Raw genomic sequence first — 17607 nt, forward strand, 5'->3', positions numbered from 1 at the left:
GCCGCATGGGCAAAACGTTGACCGTACTGGCCAGCCTGCTGCTGGCCGTGCTTGTTGCCTGGTGGCTCGGTTGGCGCCCGGCGGATGCCTGGAACCCATGGGCGGTGCTGGATGTGCGGCAGCCGCCGAACCTGCTGACACCCTACAAGCTGTCGCGCCTGCGCGCCGACCCCGAGCTGTGCCGCCAGGCCTTGCAGACTTCGTCATTGCGCTATCGGCCGCAAAGCGACAGCCCGGCGGCGGCCAACTGCCCGTTGCGCAACGTCTGGCGCGTCGAAGGGGGGCAGGCGCGGCTCAGCAGCAGCTTCCTCGCCAGTTGCCCGCTGGCCGTGGCCTATGCGCTGTTCGAGGTGCATGGGTTGCAACCGGCGGCGCAGCGGGTGTTCGGCCAGCCAGTGACCCAGGTCGATCACCTGGGCAGCTTTGCCTGCCGCAACGTCTACCATCGCAAGCAAGGGCGGCTCAGCCAGCATGCCAGCGCCAATGCCCTGGATATCAGTGGTTTTCGCCTGCAGGACGGCCAGCGCATCGTGCTGGCGCGGGACTGGCAGGGAGATGGACGCAAGGCGGACTTCCTGCGTCAGGTGCAGGAGGCGGCGTGCGCAAGTTTCAGCACGGTGCTGGGGCCGGACTACAACGCCGCCCACCACAATCACTTCCATGCGGACATGGGTTTCTGGCAGATCTGCCGCTGAGGTTCAGGCGTGCAGGCGCACGTTGTTCAACACTACCGGGCGCGCCCAGTGGATATCGAACTCCAGGTCGTTCTGCTGCTTGGCCAGCGTGCTGTCGTCGAAGGGCTCGGGCGCAGGGTCGAGCAGGCCGGTCTCGAACTCGGCGATGGGCAGGAACAGCGGGCGTGGCGTTGGGCCAGGGCCGGGCTCGGCGATGGGGTGGCCCTGGCTCATGACCACTGGACGCACCCAGCTGTTGTCGATGTCGAGCTGGCGTTGCTGCTCGATCAGCTCGACGGTGTCGAAGGGCTCGGGGGCAGGGGGCAGCAGTTTGGCCTCGAGTTCCGCCTTGGGCAGGAACAGCGGCTCGGGTGGTGCCACCTCGGTGTCGTGAACCGGCAGGGCGCGCTGGGCATCGATCAGGGCCAGGGCACGGGCGCCGCCGATCGGTTCGCCGCTCTCCTGGTCGCACTGCATCAGCGCCTGGCTGAAACCGTCGACTTCGCCTTCCTGTTGCTCTGCCATGGCGCGGGCAAAGAAATCCTGCCACAGGTGGCTGACACCACCCAGTGCCTGGGTATTCTGTCGACCGTAGTTGCCGACGGGCGACAAGTAGGTCAAGCCAATGGGAAGAGTGTCTGACATGGCAGTCGCGGGCGTTGTGCTCTGGCAGAATAGCGGGATATTGCCTGTATCGGCTCTGGCCGGGGTTACATTAATTTTTTTCGAGTGCGCGAATCGATGTTAGAGCAACAACAGGCGGCGGGTATCAGGGTCGAGGCGTTGGCCGCGCAATTCCAGGCGCAGGCCGAGGCATGGGCGCAGCGACTGGGCTTGCCGCTGGTTGACGAAGCGGCGGAGTTTGCCGTGCAGCTGGGCGAAGAGGGCCTGCAGATCCAGCAACTGGGGCCGCAGGCGCCCGGGCCTGTGCGGGTGGATTTCGTCGAGGGGCAGGCGGCGCATCGACGGCTGTACGGCGGTGGCAACGGGCAGATGATCGCCAAGGCGGTCGGCATCGCCCAAGGCGTGCGGCCGCGGGTGCTCGATGCCACGGCGGGGCTGGGCAAGGACGCGTTCGTGCTCGCCAGCCTGGGCTGCGAGATGACCCTGATCGAGCGCCAGCCATTGATTGCCGCGCTGCTGGAGGACGGTTTGGCGCGGGCGCGGGGGGATGCCGAAATCGGCCCGATCGTCGCGCGCATGCAACTGCTGACGGGCAATGCCATCGAGCGCATGCGTGCGTGGGAGGGGGAGGCGCCGCAGGTGATCTACCTCGATCCGATGTTCCCGCATCGCGACAAGAGCGCGCTGGTGAAGAAGGAGATGCGGGTGTTCAGGCCGCTGGTCGGCGATGACCTCGATGCGCCTGCCCTGCTCGAGGCCGCCCTGGCGCTGGCCACCCACCGGGTGGTGGTCAAGCGGCCGCGCAAGGCGCCGATCATCGAGGGGGGCAAGCCTTCTCATAGCCTCGAGGGCAAGTCCAGCCGGTACGATATCTATCCCAAGAAGGCGCTGAAGGGGTGAATGTCGCTCGTTGATTCAATCTGTGGGCAATGGCGGCCCCTGCGCCCGGCGATACCGCCCGGCGGGTCTGCCGCCGTGGCGCAGACTCGGTTATACTCGCGGGCTTTTCACCGAATTCGCACGAGAGCTGCCCGCCCATGGAAATCCAACCGATCCTGAACACCATCAAGGACCTCACCGAGCGTTCCCAGTCTATTCGGGGGTATCTTTGACTACGATCACAAACATGATCGTCTGGTCGAAGTAAACCGCGAGCTGGAAGACGCCGCCGTCTGGAACAAGCCCGAGTACGCCCAGGCCCTGGGCCGCGAGCGCGCCATGCTGGCGCAGGTGGTCGAGACGCTCGACAAACTGTCCAACGGCCTGGGTGACTGCAAGGACTTGCTCGACATGGCGGTCGAGGAAAACGACGAAGGCGCCGTCAGCGATGTCGTGACCGAGCTGCAAGGGCTGGAGGAATCCCTCGCCCTGCTCGAGTTCCGTCGCATGTTCAGCGGCGAGATGGACCCGAACAACGCCTACCTGGACATCCAGGCCGGCTCCGGCGGCACCGAGGCCCAGGACTGGGCCAACATACTGCTGCGCATGTACCTGCGCTGGGCCGACAAGCGCGGCTTCGACGCGACCATCATCGAGCTGTCCGAAGGCGAAGTCGCCGGCATCAAGGGTGCCACCGTGCACATCAAGGGCGAGTACGCCTTTGGCTGGCTGCGCACCGAGATCGGCGTGCACCGCCTGGTGCGCAAGAGCCCGTTCGACTCCGGCGCCCGCCGCCACACCTCGTTCTCGGCGGTATTCGTCTCGCCCGAGATCGACGACAAGGTCGAGATCGAGATCAACCCGTCCGACCTGCGCATCGACACCTACCGCTCCTCCGGCGCCGGTGGCCAGCACGTCAACACCACCGACTCGGCGGTGCGGATCACCCACGTGCCGACCAACACCGTGGTGGCCTGCCAGAACGAACGTTCCCAGCACGCCAACAAGGACACCGCCATGAAAATGCTGCGGGCCAAGTTGTACGAGCTGGAAATGCAGAAGCGCAACGCCGCCTCGCAAGCCCTGGAAGACAGCAAGTCGGACATCGGCTGGGGTCACCAGATCCGCTCCTATGTACTCGATGACTCGCGCATCAAGGACCTGCGTACCGGTGTCGAGCGCAGCGACTGCCAGAAGGTGCTCGACGGCGACCTCGACGAGTACCTGGAAGCGAGCCTCAAGCAGGGGCTGTAAGCATCACCGCCGTGGCGGGCCCGTGGGAGCGGGCTTGCCCCGCGATCCCTCACCCGCGAGGGCAACGAATACCTGATGGAAAGAATGACGACATGAGCGACCTCAAGACCGAAGCGCAAGACCTGCAACAGGAAGAAAACACCCTGATCGCGCTGCGCAAGGAAAAACTTGCCGCCGAGCGCGCCAAGGGCAATGCCTTCCCCAACGACTTCCGTCGCGACAGCTACTGCAACGACCTGCAGAAACAGTACGCGGACAAGACCAAGGAAGAGCTGGAAGCAGCCGCCATTCCGGTCAAGGTTGCTGGTCGCATCATGCTCAACCGTGGATCGTTCATGGTCATCCAGGACATGACCGGCCGCATCCAGGTCTACGTCAACCGCAAGACCCTGCCGGAAGAGACCCTGGCCGCGGTCAAGACCTGGGACCTGGGCGACATCATCAGCGCCGAAGGCACCCTGGCCCGTTCCGGCAAGGGCGACCTGTACGTCGAGATGACCAACGTGCGCCTGCTGACCAAGTCGCTGCGCCCGCTGCCGGACAAGCACCACGGCCTGACCGACACCGAGCAGCGCTACCGCCAGCGCTACGTCGACCTGATGGTCAACGAGGAAACCCGCCACACCTTCCGTGTGCGTTCGCAGGTGATCTCGCACATCCGCAAGTTCCTCATCGAGCGCGACTTCCTCGAAGTGGAAACCCCGATGCTGCAGACCATCCCCGGCGGCGCCGCGGCCAAGCCGTTCGAAACCCACCACAACGCGCTGGACATGGCCATGTTCCTGCGCATCGCCCCGGAGCTGTATCTCAAGCGCCTGGTGGTCGGTGGTTTCGAGAAAGTGTTCGAGATCAACCGCAACTTCCGTAACGAAGGCGTTTCGACTCGTCACAACCCAGAATTCACCATGCTCGAGTTCTACCAGGCCTACGCCGACTACCGCGACAACATGGACCTCACCGAGGAACTGTTCCGCGAGCTGGCGCAGCTGGTGCTGGGCAGCACCGACGTGCCGTACGGCGACAAGGTGTTCCACTTCGGCGAGCCGTTCGTGCGCCTGTCGGTATTCGACTCGATCCTCAAGTACAACCCGGAGCTCACCGCTGCCGACCTGCAGGACGTCGACCGCGCCCGCGAGATCGCCAAGAAGGCCGGCGCCAAGGTGCTTGGCCACGAGGGCCTGGGCAAGCTGCAGGTGATGATTTTCGAAGAGCTGGTCGAGCACAAGCTGGAGCAGCCGCACTTCATCACCGAGTACCCGTTCGAAGTCTCGCCGCTGGCGCGTCGCAACGACGACAACCCGGCCGTTACCGACCGCTTCGAGCTGTTCATCGGTGGCCGCGAGATCGCCAACGCCTACTCCGAGCTCAACGATGCCGAAGACCAGGCCGAGCGCTTCCTGGCCCAGGTGGCCGAGAAGGACGCCGGTGACGACGAAGCCATGCACTACGACGCCGATTTCGTCCGTGCCCTGGAGTACGGCATGCCGCCGACCGCCGGTGAAGGCATCGGCATCGACCGCCTGGTGATGCTGCTGACCAACTCGCCGTCGATCCGCGACGTGATCCTGTTCCCGCACATGCGTCCACAGGCCTGAGTGATCTGAACAAGCCGCCTTTCGAGGCGGCTTTTTCTTGCCTGAAGCTTTATGTTGTTTCTACGGGCCCCGCGATGAGGCCGGTACAGGCAACCCACTGTTCGTGAGGTAAACCCGAGTGACCCCCGCCATGCCCCACCAGGGCGCCGCCGGCATCGCCACCGCCGTCGCCGAAAGCGTGCAGTACCAAGGTCGCAAGACCGCCCGACAGGGCAGCGAGCAACGCCGCCAGCAGATCCTCGACGCCGCCATGCGCATCGTCGTGCGCGATGGCGTGCGCGGCGTGCGCCACCGCGCCGTGGCCGCCGAGGCCGGCGTGCCGCTGTCGGCCACCACCTACTACTTCAAGGATATCCAGGACCTGCTGGCCGACACCTTCGCCCAGTACGTCGAGCGCAGCGCGGCCTACATGGCCAAGCTCTGGACCAACACCGAAGGCGTGCTGCGCCAGTTGCTGGCCCAGGGCGACGGCAGTCACGAGGCGCGGGCGCACCTGGCCGATGAAGTGGCGCGCATGCTGGCCGACTACGTGCTGCGCCAACTGAACAACCGCCGCGACTTCCTCATGGCCGAACAGGCTTTCCGCCAGGAGGCGCTGCTGTGCCCGCGCCTGGCCGAGCTGGTGCAGGCCCACGAGCAGATCCTGCTGCATGGCGCGCGCCAGATACTGCAGGTGGTCGGCTCGCGCCAGCCGGAACAGGATGCCCAGATGTTGACGGCGATTATCGAGCAGATGGAATATCAGGGCCTGCTCAAGGATGCGAATGCGCAGGCCGATGAGCAGATGCTCGCTATCCTTGTCCGATACCTGCAGATGGTGCTGGCCTCGGCCTGAGTGGCGAAAGATTTTTCAAGGAGAACTTGATGAAAGCCTGGCGTGTGGTGTTGTTGACCTTGTCATTCCTCCTGCTGGGCGGTTGTCTGGTGACCTTCGACGAACCGCTGCCGGCCAACCAGCCAGCGCCTAAGGCCCTACTCGGGCAGTGGAGCAGCAAGGACGCCTGGGGCCAGCCGCTCAAGCTGAGTATCAGCCGCGCCGGTGGCAACACCTACAAGGCAGTGGCCCGTGCCCAGGGCAAGGCGCCCGAGGAATACGTCTTCACCGTGGCTCGGCACGGCAACCGCTGGTACCTGTCGGCGGGCGTGCCCAAGCGGCTGGGTGGCAACTTCCTGATTGGCGGCTTCGAGGTAATCGACGGCAAGCAACTGGTGGTCTACAACCTCGATGTCGAGCAGGTCCAGCAGGCCGTGGACGAGAAGGAGTTGAGCGGGCGCAGCACCCAGGTGCCCGAGGACAACGGCCCCGGCGTGCTGATCGACAGCCCGACGGAGCGTGTGCTGGCCTACCTGGACGACCCGGCCAACTCCGACCTGTTCGTCGAAGTGGCACGCTTCCAGCGTTCCGCCAAATAGCACTGAGCATACCGGCCTCCTCGCGGGGCAAGCCTACTTCCACGCAACCTCGCGACAGGCTTCAACAAGGAGTCCCCGGTGGACGAATACCAGCAAACCATCCGCAGCCTGTCCGATCGCATTGTCGCCACGCAGACCCCGATCCGCGTGCTTGACGCAGTGAAATGGGACGACGGCATCCGCCAGGGCTTCCTCAAGGCCAAGGGTAAGGAGCCGCCTGCGGTGGATCGCGTCTATTACCAGAACCGGCCGTTGTCGTTCGATTCCAACGCGGTGAAGGCCGAGTTCCAGAGCATCGAGCGCGACATCACCCGGCAGCTGGGCCAGTTCAACCCGGTCGGCCAGATCATGCGGCGCATGTGCAAGGAGTACCGCATGGTGGTGCGCATGCTCGAGGCGCGAGGCACCGAGGATTTCGGCCTGATCTCCCAGGAGCTCTATGGCGCCGCCTCCGATGCCTTCCACGCCGGTGACCCGACCCTGGCCGACCTGGGCCTGATGCTCTCGGACTACCTGAACAACATCGACGGCCGCGGCGACCTGAAGGACGAGCCAAAGAACCTCACCGCCAAGGAAGCGGTGGAGATTCTCCAGCGGCGCCTGAACAAGGTGTTCGGCGAAGCCGAGGAAACCATCCGCGTGTTCGAGTCCGACGGTATCGTCGCCGACGCGGCGGCCGGCGCCGACTACATCAAGGTACGCGCCGACGCCATGTTCAACAGCCGCGACGTGCGGGCGCTGGAGGTGCACGAAGGGCTGGTGCATGTCGGCACCACCCTCAATGGCCTGAACCAGCCGATCTGCACCTTCCTGGCCAAGGGCCCGCCCTCGTCGACGGTGACCCAGGAGGGCCTGGCGATCCTCATGGAGGTGATTGCCTTCGCCTCCTACCCGAGTCGCCTGCGCAAGCTCACCAACCGTACCCGGGCCATCCACATGGTCGAGGAGGGCGCGGACTTCCTGCAGGTCTTCGAGTTCTTCCGCGGCCAGGGCTTCGAGATGGGCCAGAGCTACAGCAACGCCAGCCGGGTGTTCCGTGGCTCGGTGCCCAACGGCCTGCCGTTTACCAAGGACTTGTCCTACCTCAAGGGCTTCATCATGGTTTACAACTACATTCAGTTGGCCGTGAAGAAGGGCAAGCTCGAACAGATCCCGTTGTTGTTCTGCGGCAAGACCACCCTGGAAGACATGCGCACGCTGCGCCAGCTGGTCGAAGAGGGGTTGGTGGAGCCGCCCAAGTACCTGCCGGAACAGTTCCGCGACCTCAACGCGCTGTCGGCGTGGATGTGCTTCTCCAACTTCCTCAACCACCTGAGCCTGGACCGTATTGAAGCCGACTACGCGAACATTCTCTGACGCCTGCCGTCACCTCGCCTTCGGCCTCGGCTTACTGCTGCTGGGGGGCTGCAGCAGCCTGCTGTTCTATCCCGAGCCGGGCCAGCCGTTCACCCCGGCACAGGCACATTTGCAGTATCAGGACGTGAGCCTCACCGCCGCCGACGGCACGCGCCTGCACGGCTGGTGGATCCCGGTGCCGCAGGGTGTCGAGGTCAAGGGCACCGTGCTGCACCTGCATGGCAACGGCGGCAACCTGGCCTGGCATCTGGGCGGCAGCTACTGGCTGCCGAAAGAGGGCTATCAGGTACTGATGCTCGACTATCGCGGGTATGGGCTGTCCCAGGGCAAACCGACGCTGCCCGATGTGTATGGCGACATTGGCGCGGCCCTGGACTGGCTGCGCGCCGCTCCCCAGGTGCAAGACAAGCCGCTGGTGCTGCTGGGCCAGAGCCTCGGCGGGGCGATGGCCATTCACTATCTGGCACAGCATCCCGAGCAGCGTCGGCGTTTCAGCGCCCTGGTATTCGACGGTGTGCCGGCCAGCTACCGGGCCGTGGGGCGTTATGCCCTGAGTACCTCGTGGATGACCTGGCCGCTGCAGGTGCCGCTGTCGTGGCTGGTGCCCGATGGCGACAGCGCGATCTACTCGATCGAGCGCTTGGACAGCCCGCCAAAGCTGTTCTTCCACAGCATCGACGACAACCTGGTGCCGCTGGACAACGGCCTGCGCCTGTACCGGCATGCACCGCCGCCGCGGGTGCTGCAACTGACCCGTGGCGATCATGTGCAGACCTTCGCCGACCCGACCTGGCGCCAGGTGATGCTGCGCTTCCTGGACGATCCCACGCACTTCAACGGCCTGCGTCGTCTGGCCGAAGTACCCAACTATCCTGACGAGAAGAACAAGCAATGAGTGAAGAACGCAACGCCATCCCGCTGATCCTGACCGGTGTCGGCAGCATCATCGTGACGGTGGGAGCCCTCTGGTACTACGGCTACCTGCATTTCGCCAAGCCTGAGGACGCCCTGTTGCTGCAGGACTTCACCATGCTCAAGACCATTCCCGGCGAGGACTACAAGCTCTCGCTGACCCCGGCGCCGCAGGTGGCGCAATGCATCGACGGCGTGTTGGTGCTGTTCGATACCCAGCAGAAAGGGCTGACCGGCGTGCTGGTGGACAACCGCAAGCGCGCGGTGCGCTGCGCCGGGCAGGAGACGCCGCAGCAGGAGCTGCAGTAACAGGCCTCCTGGCAACGGGCTTGCCCGCTGCCACAGGCCCGGCCGGCGTCATTCGTCGTCGGCAGTGCCGTCGGCCCGCCAGTAGGCGACAGCCTTGAGGGCGTCTTCCTGCACGCCCTTTTCCAGCAGCAACGCCTTGGCCTGCCGGGTCAGTGCCTTCTCCAGCGCCACCCAGCCATACAGCCGGCCCTGGGGCAGCGCCAGGTGTTTGACCCGCTCCAGCAGGTCTTCTGCATGCCGGCGCACCCAGATCACCTCCACTTGCGCCTTGCTGGCCAGTGCCTGGCGCTCTTGCTCGTCCTCGATCTGGATTACCGCCAGTACCTGGCGCCCCGCCGGTAACTCTTCCAGGCGTCGGGCGATGGCCGGGATTGCGGTTTCGTCACCGATCAGCAGGTAGCTGTCGAAGATGTCCGGCACCACCATCGACGCGCGTGGGCCGGCAATGTCCAGGGTCTGCCCTGGCGCTGCTTGCGCGGCCCAGGTGGAGGCGGGGCCGTCGCCATGCAGGACGAAGTCGATATCCAGTTCAAGGTTCGTCAGGTCGATGCGCCGTGGCGTGTACTCGCGCATGGTTGGTCGGGCGCCGCCGTCGCGGCCGAGGTTGCGGGCGTCGATGGCCTGCTGTTCTTCGGGCGTGCAGGCGAACAGCAGCTTGATGTGGTCGTCGCTGCCGACGCTGGCGAAGCCCGCCAGCTCCGCGCCACCCAGGGTGATGCGGCGCATGCGTGGGGTCAGGTCGGTGACCCGCAGCACGTTCAGGCGGCGTTGGCGGATCTCGTGGTTGACGCGGTGGATGGTGTCGCTCATGGGGTGTTCTCCGTAACAGGGATGGCCGGCCCGGAGGCGATGGCCTTGGCGGTTTCGTTGAGCAGGTTGCGCACCCGCTCGATCTCTTCGGCGCTCCAGCGGCCGCTGTGCATGTGCAGGGCATGGCGCAGGTTGCCGACGGCTTCGTGGATTTCCGCGGGGCGGTCGTGGCCGCGCAAGGCACGCTTGCTTACCTCGATGCGCATGCGCACGCCGTCGAGGGCGACGGCCTGTTCTGCCAGGGCGCTGCGACCGGCATCCGTGATGGCGTAAAGGCGCTTGCTGCCCTGGATGGCGCCGGTGACCAGCTCGGCTTCCTCGAGGTAGCTGAGGGTTGGGTAGATCACCCCGGGGCTGGGGCTGTAGCTGCCGTCGAAGAGGCTCTCGATCTGGCGGATCAGGTCGTAGCCGTGGCCCGGTTGCTCGGCCAGCATCGACAGCATCAGCAGTTTCAGGTCGCCCGGGGCGAATACCCGTGGGCCACGTTCGCCGCGGCCGGGGCGGCGTTCGAAGGGGTCATGGTCACGCATGGAGAGGGCTCCGTCTGTTTAGATATATCGCAAGATATTACTCAAGATATATCTAAAGACAAGCCTTCAAATGCAGATGATTATCATCTGATTTTTTGATGATTCACGACTGGCCCGCCACCTGCGGCGCCTTGCAGGCGGTCGGGTTGCCTGGTTCCAGGTATGGCATGAGGATCGGCGCCATGCCCTTGAGCACCTGCACCGGCAGTGCCGAGGTGAAGGTGAAGGCCTCGGCCGTGCGCCCCGGAACGAACGCGGTGAGGGTGCCGAAGTGGTTGTCGCCAAGGAAGAACACGAAGGTGGCGGTGCGGTTCAGCGAGCGCGAGCCGATCAGCCGGCCGCCGGCGCCGAAGCTTTCGATGCGGTTGTCGCCGGTACCGGTCTTGCCGCCCATCACCAGCGGCGTGCCGTCGTGCAGTTTGAAGCTGCCGGAGATGCGCCGCGCGGTACCGGCATCGACCACCTGCGACATGGCGCCCTTGAGCGCCCGGGCGACCTCGACGGGCAAGATCCGCTGACCGCGGTCCGGGTCGCTGATCAGTTGCGTCTCGTACGGGGTGTTCTGGGCGAAGTGCAAGGTGTCGATACGCAGGGTCGGCAGGCGCACGCCATCGTTCTGGATGATCCCAACCAGTTCGGAGAGGGCGGCCGGCCGGTCGCCGGAGCTGCCGATGGCGGTGGCCAGCGACGGTACCAGGTGGTCGAACGGATAACCCACGCGCTTCCAGCGTTGGTGAATGTCGGTGAACGCCTCGATCTCGACCATGGTGCGGATGCGGCTGTCGCGAGCGCCCTGGTGGCGGCTCTTGAACAGCCAGCTGTAGACCTCCTGGCGTTCGAAGCGGCTGGCGTTGAGGGCGTCCTTGAGCGAGGCGCCAGGGTTTTTCAGCAGGTAGCCGAGCAGCCACAGGTCCAAGGGGTGGACCTTGGCGATGTAGCCCTGGTCGGGCAGGTCGTACTTGCCCGGGCCATAGGCCTCGTACATCTCCACCAGGCGGCCATCGGTGAGCTTGGCCATGGCCTTCTTGTCGTCCTTGCTGTGGGCGCGGACGAAGGCGTTGAAGGTTTCCTGGCCGGCCTCGGGGAACAGGTAGCGGTGCACCGCGGCCAGGCGCTGCGGGGTCACGCGCATGCTGTCGAGGAAGGTGTCCAGGCGCTGCTGCGAGGTCTTGCGCTGGTATTTCTTCCAGAAACGCATGGTGTAGTTGGAGCCTTCGCGGTCGGCGAAACGCGCCAGGTATTCCTGGCGGCGTGGGTCGCTGTCGTCCCTGAGCAGCGGTTCGCGGTTGAACGGCTGCTGGTAGGTGACGTAGCGCACGATGTCGCGCATCAGGCGGATGAATGGCAGGTTGATCGACTCGCGCAGGGCATCCTTGAGGGTCGGGTTGCGGTTGTTGTCTTCCTTGCGGAAGTTGTTGAACACGTGCATGCCGCCACCGGTGAAAAAGGCCTCGCCGGTGTTGGCCGAGTACTTGCGCTCAAGGGCTGCGTCGAGCATGGCGTCCAGGCTCTGGTTCTTGCCGTTCAGCATCAGCCATTCCAGTGACCACTGGCTGATGCGGTCGAGCTCGGCCACCGGGACTTTCTTCAGTTCTGCGGCAGGTTTGCCGGCGTATTTGTCGTGCAGCTCGGCAACGATTTCCAGGTAGGTGGTAAGCACCCGCAGCTTGGCGGTGGAGCCCAGTTCAAGCTTGCTGCCTTCGTTGATGTCGAAGGGCTGGTTGGTGCTGTCGGTCTGCACCCGTACCCGCGAGCCGTCGGCGGTGCGTTCGAACAGGGTGAAGCTGTAGCTGACCTGGTCGGTGGTCTTGCTGGTCAGCAGGCGTTCGCCGATCAGGCCGAGCTGTGCGGCGAACGCCGGGTCGGCGAGGTTCTTCAGGTACTGGCTGACCTGCACCTGCAGGTCGGCCTGCAGGGTGCTGGTGGCGGACAGGTCGAGGCGGTCGAGGTCGTACAGCGGCCGGTTGAGCATTGCTGCCAGGCGGTTGCGGGCCAGGCTGATGCCCTTGTTGGTGATGATCGGCACGATGGTCGGTTGGGCTACCCAGTCGCGGTACACCGCCTTGCTGGCCAGGGCGGCGTCGGCCAGTGGTTGGTCGATGACTGCGTTGGCGGCGAGTACGCGGATGTGCGAATCGGTCAGTTCCGCCAGTTCGATGCGGCCCTTGGACAGGTAATGCGAAGGCCGGCGCTGGGCGATCATCAGCGACAGCACCTGGCGCAGTGCCAGTCCGCGCTCGGCCATGCTCTTGTCGTCGGTGGCGGTGGAGGTGAGGGCCTGGTTGACCTGGTCGAAGTCGGCGCCGTACCACACCCGCAAGCCTTCGGCCATGCCGTGCACCTCACCGTGGCCAGGGACCGCCGACAGCGGCACGCTGTTGAGGTAGTCGCGCACGATGCGTTCGCGGGCCTCGGTGGTGTCGGGGCCGCCCTGGTAGGCGCGCACGCTGGCGGAGATCATCTGGCGGATCTTCTCGGCGCCGGAGACGGTCAGCCCGTCCGGCGAGTGGCGATACTTCTCAAGTTGGGTGGCCAGGGTGCTGCCACCAGCCGACTGGCCGGGCAGGGCCAGGTACTTGGCAACCTGGCTGTAGGCCGCCTTGGCGAAGCGCGGCCAATCCACCGCCGGGTTGTTCTGTGGGTCCTTCGGGTCGAGCAGGTCGCGGTTTTCGATGAACAGCAGGCTGTTGACCATCACCGGCGGGATCGCTGCGAAATTCGGGTACAGGTGCTGCGGGTAGTTGTACTGGTAGAGCATGTCGCCGCGGCAGTCGGTGATCGACAGGCCGGCCTGGATCTTCTCCACGTAGGGCACGAACAGGCCGTGATCGACGTAGTTCATCAGCGCCGGGGAGAAGCGCACCTGCTGGTTGATCAGGTAGTCGCGCTTGAGCAGCCGTGGCAGGAACTCGCCCAGGGCGCTGTAGCCCAGGCGTTTGTCGAACGGGCCGTCGCCCGGGTAGACGATGGCATCGCTCGGGCCGGGCTCCAGGGCATAGGTCAGGGTGCCGGCCAGGCGGCTGAATTCACGGGACTGCAGGCGCGAGGTCTGGAATTCGTCGTAGGCGGCCAGACCTACCGCCACCAGTGCCACCAGCAGGATAAGCAGGATCAGGCGCCACCACAGGCGGCGCTGACGTGGAGTCTTGGACAAGGGGGCTTCAGCCTGAGCTTCTTTGGGTGCTTCCGTTCTGGTTGGTTCCGATTGCCACAGTGCGCCCATAGTCTTGAGTCCGGCCAGGTGTTTTCGCGTTGCTTGTCTGAAGCTTAGACGGTGGCCGAGTTTGGTGAAAAATTTGTAAGAAGCTTCGGGGAATCACGTATGAACATGCGCCTTTGGTGCGACTTCCATTCTTCGGCAATGTTGCTAAGGTAGCTGCCCCATTCCTGTGCATGGGCGGAGCGAGGCCAGGATGCCCCTCCGTTGAGGGGGATTTGGCCGAGAATTCTCGCCAAATTTCCCGCTGTATATAGTGAAAAGCCCTGCAAGTGGCTTCCTATACTGCTCGCCCCCTTCGAACCACCGGTGCTGTGTGCCCGGTGGACAGGCCCGCCCACAAGGCGGCCTGGCGAGACGACGCCCCGCCTATCGGCGCGGCCGGTGCTGCACGAAGGTCAAATCCAATAACAAAATGAGGTTGTATTGCTATGCCAGTCGGCAACCACCCTGCCCAGGGCGAGTCCGCCCAGGGCGGCCCGCTCAAGCGCGAGCTGGGCGAACGGCACATCCGTCTGATGGCCCTCGGCGCCTGTATCGGCGTCGGCCTGTTCCTCGGTTCGGCCAAGGCCATCGAAATGGCCGGCCCCGCCATCATGCTCTCCTACATCATCGGTGGCCTGGCCATCCTGGTGATCATGCGCGCCCTTGGTGAAATGGCCGTGCACAACCCGGTCGCCGGGTCGTTCAGCCGCTACGCCCAAGACTACCTCGGCCCGCTGGCGGGCTTTCTGACCGGCTGGAACTACTGGTTCCTGTGGCTGGTGACCTGCGTCGCCGAGATCACCGCGGTGGCCATCTACATGGGCATCTGGTTCCCCGACGTGCCGCGCTGGATCTGGGCATTGATGGCCCTGGGCAGCATGGGCGCGATCAACCTGATCGCGGTCAAGGCATTCGGTGAGTTCGAGTTCTGGTTCGCCCTGATCAAGATCGTCACCATCATTGCCATGGTGCTCGGTGGCATCGGCATCATCGCCTTCGGCTTCGGCAATGACGGCGTGGCCATGGGCGTCTCCAACCTGTGGAGCAACGGCGGTTTCATGCCCAACGGCGTGACCGGCGTGCTGATGTCGCTGCAGATGGTGATGTTCGCTTACCTGGGCGTGGAGATGATCGGCCTGACCGCCGGCGAAGCGCGCAACCCGCAGAAAACCATCCCCCAGGCCATCGGCTCGGTGTTCTGGCGCATCCTGCTGTTCTACGTGGGCGCGCTGTTCGTGATCCTGTCGATCTACCCGTGGAACGAGATCGGCAGCCAGGGCAGCCCGTTCGTGATGACCTTCGAGCGCCTCGGCATCAAGACTGCCGCCGGCATCATCAACTTCGTGGTGATCACCGCCGCGCTGTCGTCGTGCAACGGCGGCATCTTCAGCACCGGGCGCATGCTCTACAGCCTGGCGCAGAACGGCCAGGCCCCGGCTACCTTCGCCCGCACCTCGAAGAGCGGCGTGCCGCGCAACGCCTTGCTGCTGTCGATCGGCGCGCTGCTGCTGGGCGTGCTGGCCAACTACCTGGTGCCGGAGAAAGTGTTCGTCTGGGTAACCTCGATCGCCACCTTCGGCGCGATCTGGACCTGGGTGATGATCCTGCTGGCGCAGCTGAAGTTCCGCGCCGGGCTCACCACCGCCGAGCGCAACGCGCTGAAATACCGCATGTGGCTGTGGCCGCTGAGCTCGTACCTGGCGCTGGCATTCCTGGTGCTGGTGGTGGGCCTGATGGCGTACTTCCCGGACACCCGCGTGGCCCTGTACATCGGCCCGGCGTTCCTGGTGCTGTTGACGGCGCTGTACTACACCTTCCGCCTGGCGCCCAAAGAGGCGCAGGGTACGGTGAGTACCGCCTCCTGATGAACAAAGCCCCGGCCAGTGCCGGGGCTTTGTTTTCATGTGGTGACCATCGTGGCCTGGCGTGGGAGCGGGCTTGACCTGCGATGAAGTCTGATCAGGCCGCTACCTCGCTGTGCGGCTCGAAGCTGTCCGCCCGGGCCAGCTGCCACATCCGCGAATAGAACTGCCCGTTCACTTCGCCGGTGAGCAACTCACCCGGCTTGAGGAATACATGCATCTGCGAGAACAGCTTGATCTCGGTAGCCGAGATACGCCGCACCAGGTGCTTGGCCTCTAGTTGCGCTGGGTGCTCCAGCCCTGCGGCGGCAAGCATTTCGGCCAGGGCGCGCAGGGTGTTGTGATGGAAGTTGAACACCCGCTGGGCCTTGTCCGGCACCACCAGCGCGCGCTGGCGCAGGGCGTCCTGGGTGGCTACGCCGGTCGGGCACTTGTTGGTGTGGCAGCTCTGCGACTGGATGCAGCCGATGGCGAACATGAAGCCGCGCGCCGAGTTGGCCCAGTCGGCGCCGATGGCCAGCACGCTGGCGATGTCGAAGGCGCTGACGATCTTGCCGCTGGCGCCGAGCTTGATCTTGTCGCGCAGGTTCAGGCCGACAAGGGTGTTATGCACGAACAGCAGGCCTTCGCGCAGCGGCACGCCGATATGGTCGGTGAACTCCACCGGGGCGGCGCCGGTGCCGCCTTCCTTGCCGTCGACGACGATGAAGTCGGGGAGGATGCCGGTTTCCAGCATGGCCTTGGCAATGCCCATGAACTCCCAGGGGTGGCCGAGGCAGAACTTGAAGCCCACCGGCTTGCCGCCGGACAGTTCACGCAGTTGGGCGATGAACTGCATCATTTCGATCGGCGTGGAGAAGGCGCTGTGACGCGACGGCGAGATGCAGTCCTCGCCCATCAGGATGCCGCGGGTCTCGGCGATCTCCTTGGTCACCTTGTGCTTGGGCAGGATGCCGCCGTGGCCGGGTTTGGCGCCCTGGCTCATCTTGATCTCGATCATCCGCACCTGCGGGCTCTGCGCCTGGGCGGCGAAGCGCTCGGGGTCGAAGCGGCCATCCGCGGTGCGGCAGCCGAAGTAGCCACTGCCCAGCTCCCACACCAGGTCGCCGCCGTGCTCGCGGTGGTAGGGGCTGATGCTGCCTTCGCCGGTGTCGTGGTGGAAGTTGCCCAGCTTGGCGCCCTGATTGAGGGCGCGGATGGCGTTGGCGCTGAGCGAGCCGAAGCTCATGGCCGAGATGTTGAAGATCGACGCGGAATACGGCTGCGTACATTGCGGGCCGCCGACCACGACACGAAAGGCGGCCGGGTCGGCCAGCGGCGCGGGGCGCATGGAATGGCCGATGAATTCGAAGCCCGACTCGTACACATCGATCAGGGTGCCGAAGGGTTTGTCCGAGGCCTCGTTCTTGGCACGGGCGTAGACCAGCGAGCGCTGGGCGCGGGAGAAGGGCAGTGCATCGCTGTCGGACTCCAGCAGGTACTGGCGGATCTCCGGGCGGATGCCCTCGACCAGGTAGCGGATATTGCCGAGGATCGGATAGTTGCGGCGTACCGCATGGCGTTGCTGCAGCAGGTCGAACACGCCGATCAGGCTCAGTACGCCAGTGGTCAGGGCGAACGGCCACAGCCAGTCGTGGGCTAGGAACGGCAGGCTGGCGAGGGTGAACAGCACGCAGGCGGCGAAGAAGGCGTAACGGCTGAGAAGTGACAGGCTCATACGGGGTCCTTGCGGATGGCTCGGTCAGGCTCAGGGGCCTGGGCAAAGGCCGACCATAGCCCGGTTGGGCGGCGTTTTGCCAGCGAACCGGGCGGCAGAAAAATGAAAACTCGGGTATCGAAAATCATTCGCATTGTGATACGTTATAAAGTATCACTATTGCTTCCCAGGAGATTGCGTCATGAAAGCTGGCATTCACCCCGACTATCGCCCGGTGCTGTTCCACGATACCGCTGCCGATGTGTACTTCCTGATCGGTTCCACGGTGGATACCGACCGCACCCAGGTGCACAGCGATGGCCAGACCTACCCCTACGTCGCGCTGGATGTCTCCAGCGCCTCGCATCCGGTGTACACCGGGCAGCAGCGCAAGACCACGGTGGAAGGGCGGGTGGCCGGGTTCAACAAGCGCTTCGCCGGGTTCCAGGCCAAGGGCTGAGCCTGCGGGAGCGGCGGTACTCCACGGTTCT

The 17607-nt window shown here is 64.8% G+C and carries 16 protein-coding genes; 11 read left to right on the plus strand and 5 right to left on the minus strand.

All coding sequences use genetic code 11. The features are described from left to right. Positions 1–5: 5 nt before the first annotated feature. Positions 6–695: an extensin-like domain-containing protein gene (locus tag ACODS9_RS11845; RefSeq protein ID WP_401110911.1), complete on the plus strand. Its 690-nt coding sequence runs from the start codon at positions 6–8 to the stop codon at positions 693–695. A 3-nt stretch (positions 696–698) separates the two neighbouring features. Here ACODS9_RS11845 and ACODS9_RS11850 read toward each other — a convergent pair whose 3' ends face one another. After that, a complete protein-coding gene (locus ACODS9_RS11850; protein ID WP_046854420.1) occupies positions 699–1319 on the minus strand; it encodes a hypothetical protein in 621 nt (206 codons plus the stop codon). A 96-nt stretch (positions 1320–1415) separates the two neighbouring features. Here ACODS9_RS11850 and ACODS9_RS11855 point away from each other — a divergent pair, with 96 nt between their 5' ends. From ACODS9_RS11855 to ACODS9_RS11890, 8 genes are all read left to right on the plus strand, one after another. Then, positions 1416–2198 (plus strand): class I SAM-dependent methyltransferase, encoded by a 783-nt coding sequence (locus ACODS9_RS11855; RefSeq protein WP_401110908.1) that lies wholly within the window; start codon positions 1416–1418, stop codon positions 2196–2198. A 137-nt stretch (positions 2199–2335) separates the two neighbouring features. After that, positions 2336–3431, plus strand: a protein-coding gene (gene prfB / locus ACODS9_RS11860; protein WP_156177510.1) for a peptide chain release factor 2 whose coding sequence is annotated in 2 segments (ribosomal slippage) — positions 2336–2407 and positions 2409–3431 — 1095 coding nt in all. Because the reading frame shifts where the segments join, the coding sequence is not laid out codon by codon here. Between the two features lie 92 nt (positions 3432–3523). Continuing rightward, entirely contained in the window at positions 3524–5026 is a 1503-nt protein-coding gene (gene lysS, locus ACODS9_RS11865; RefSeq protein ID WP_023630948.1) for a lysine--tRNA ligase, read from the plus strand. Between the two features lie 130 nt (positions 5027–5156). Further along, the gene (locus tag ACODS9_RS11870; protein ID WP_046854423.1) at positions 5157–5861 is read left to right on the plus strand and encodes a TetR/AcrR family transcriptional regulator; all 705 of its coding nucleotides are present in this window, start codon (positions 5157–5159) and stop codon (positions 5859–5861) included. Positions 5862–5890: 29 nt separating this feature from the next. Then, positions 5891–6439, plus strand: coding sequence for a LolA-like protein (locus ACODS9_RS11875; RefSeq protein WP_401110905.1), 549 nt, complete (start codon positions 5891–5893; stop codon positions 6437–6439). A 78-nt stretch (positions 6440–6517) separates the two neighbouring features. Continuing rightward, positions 6518–7795: a flavohemoglobin expression-modulating QEGLA motif protein gene (locus tag ACODS9_RS11880; protein WP_489093952.1), complete on the plus strand. Its 1278-nt coding sequence runs from the start codon at positions 6518–6520 to the stop codon at positions 7793–7795. Beyond that, complete coding sequence (locus ACODS9_RS11885; protein WP_401110902.1) at positions 7767–8690, plus strand: alpha/beta hydrolase; 924 nt, start codon at positions 7767–7769, stop codon at positions 8688–8690. Before ACODS9_RS11880 ends, ACODS9_RS11885 begins: the two co-directional genes overlap by 29 nt. Then, the gene (locus tag ACODS9_RS11890) at positions 8687–9016 is read left to right on the plus strand and encodes a PA3694 family proteiin (protein WP_023632434.1); all 330 of its coding nucleotides are present in this window, start codon (positions 8687–8689) and stop codon (positions 9014–9016) included. The genes ACODS9_RS11885 and ACODS9_RS11890 overlap by 4 nt, the downstream gene beginning before the upstream one ends. Before the next feature lie 48 nt (positions 9017–9064). Here the strand turns inward: ACODS9_RS11890 and ACODS9_RS11895 are convergent, their stop codons facing one another. From ACODS9_RS11895 to ACODS9_RS11905, 3 genes are all read right to left on the minus strand, one after another. Next, positions 9065–9826: a siderophore-interacting protein gene (locus ACODS9_RS11895; protein WP_401110898.1), complete on the minus strand. Its 762-nt coding sequence runs from the start codon at positions 9824–9826 to the stop codon at positions 9065–9067. Next, positions 9823–10356, minus strand: a complete 534-nt coding sequence (locus ACODS9_RS11900; RefSeq protein WP_038706671.1) for a PadR family transcriptional regulator — start codon at positions 10354–10356, stop codon at positions 9823–9825. Before ACODS9_RS11900 ends, ACODS9_RS11895 begins: the two co-directional genes overlap by 4 nt. A gap of 103 nt (positions 10357–10459) precedes the next feature. Further along, positions 10460–13579: a transglycosylase domain-containing protein gene (locus ACODS9_RS11905; protein ID WP_401110894.1), complete on the minus strand. Its 3120-nt coding sequence runs from the start codon at positions 13577–13579 to the stop codon at positions 10460–10462. Positions 13580–14004: 425 nt separating this feature from the next. On the opposite strand from ACODS9_RS11905, the gene ACODS9_RS11910 reads away from it, so the two are divergent. After that, positions 14005–15423, plus strand: a complete 1419-nt coding sequence (locus ACODS9_RS11910) for an amino acid permease (RefSeq protein WP_046854430.1) — start codon at positions 14005–14007, stop codon at positions 15421–15423. 94 nt (positions 15424–15517) lie between these two features. On the opposite strand, the gene ACODS9_RS11915 is transcribed toward ACODS9_RS11910, so the two are convergent. Then, entirely contained in the window at positions 15518–17137 is a 1620-nt protein-coding gene (locus ACODS9_RS11915) for an FMN-binding glutamate synthase family protein (protein WP_046854431.1), read from the minus strand. A 181-nt stretch (positions 17138–17318) separates the two neighbouring features. Here ACODS9_RS11915 and ACODS9_RS11920 point away from each other — a divergent pair, with 181 nt between their 5' ends. After that, the gene (locus ACODS9_RS11920; RefSeq protein WP_046854432.1) at positions 17319–17576 is read left to right on the plus strand and encodes a type B 50S ribosomal protein L31; all 258 of its coding nucleotides are present in this window, start codon (positions 17319–17321) and stop codon (positions 17574–17576) included. Positions 17577–17607: the final 31 nt, after the last annotated feature.

The organism is Pseudomonas sp. FG36, assembly GCF_057809275.1.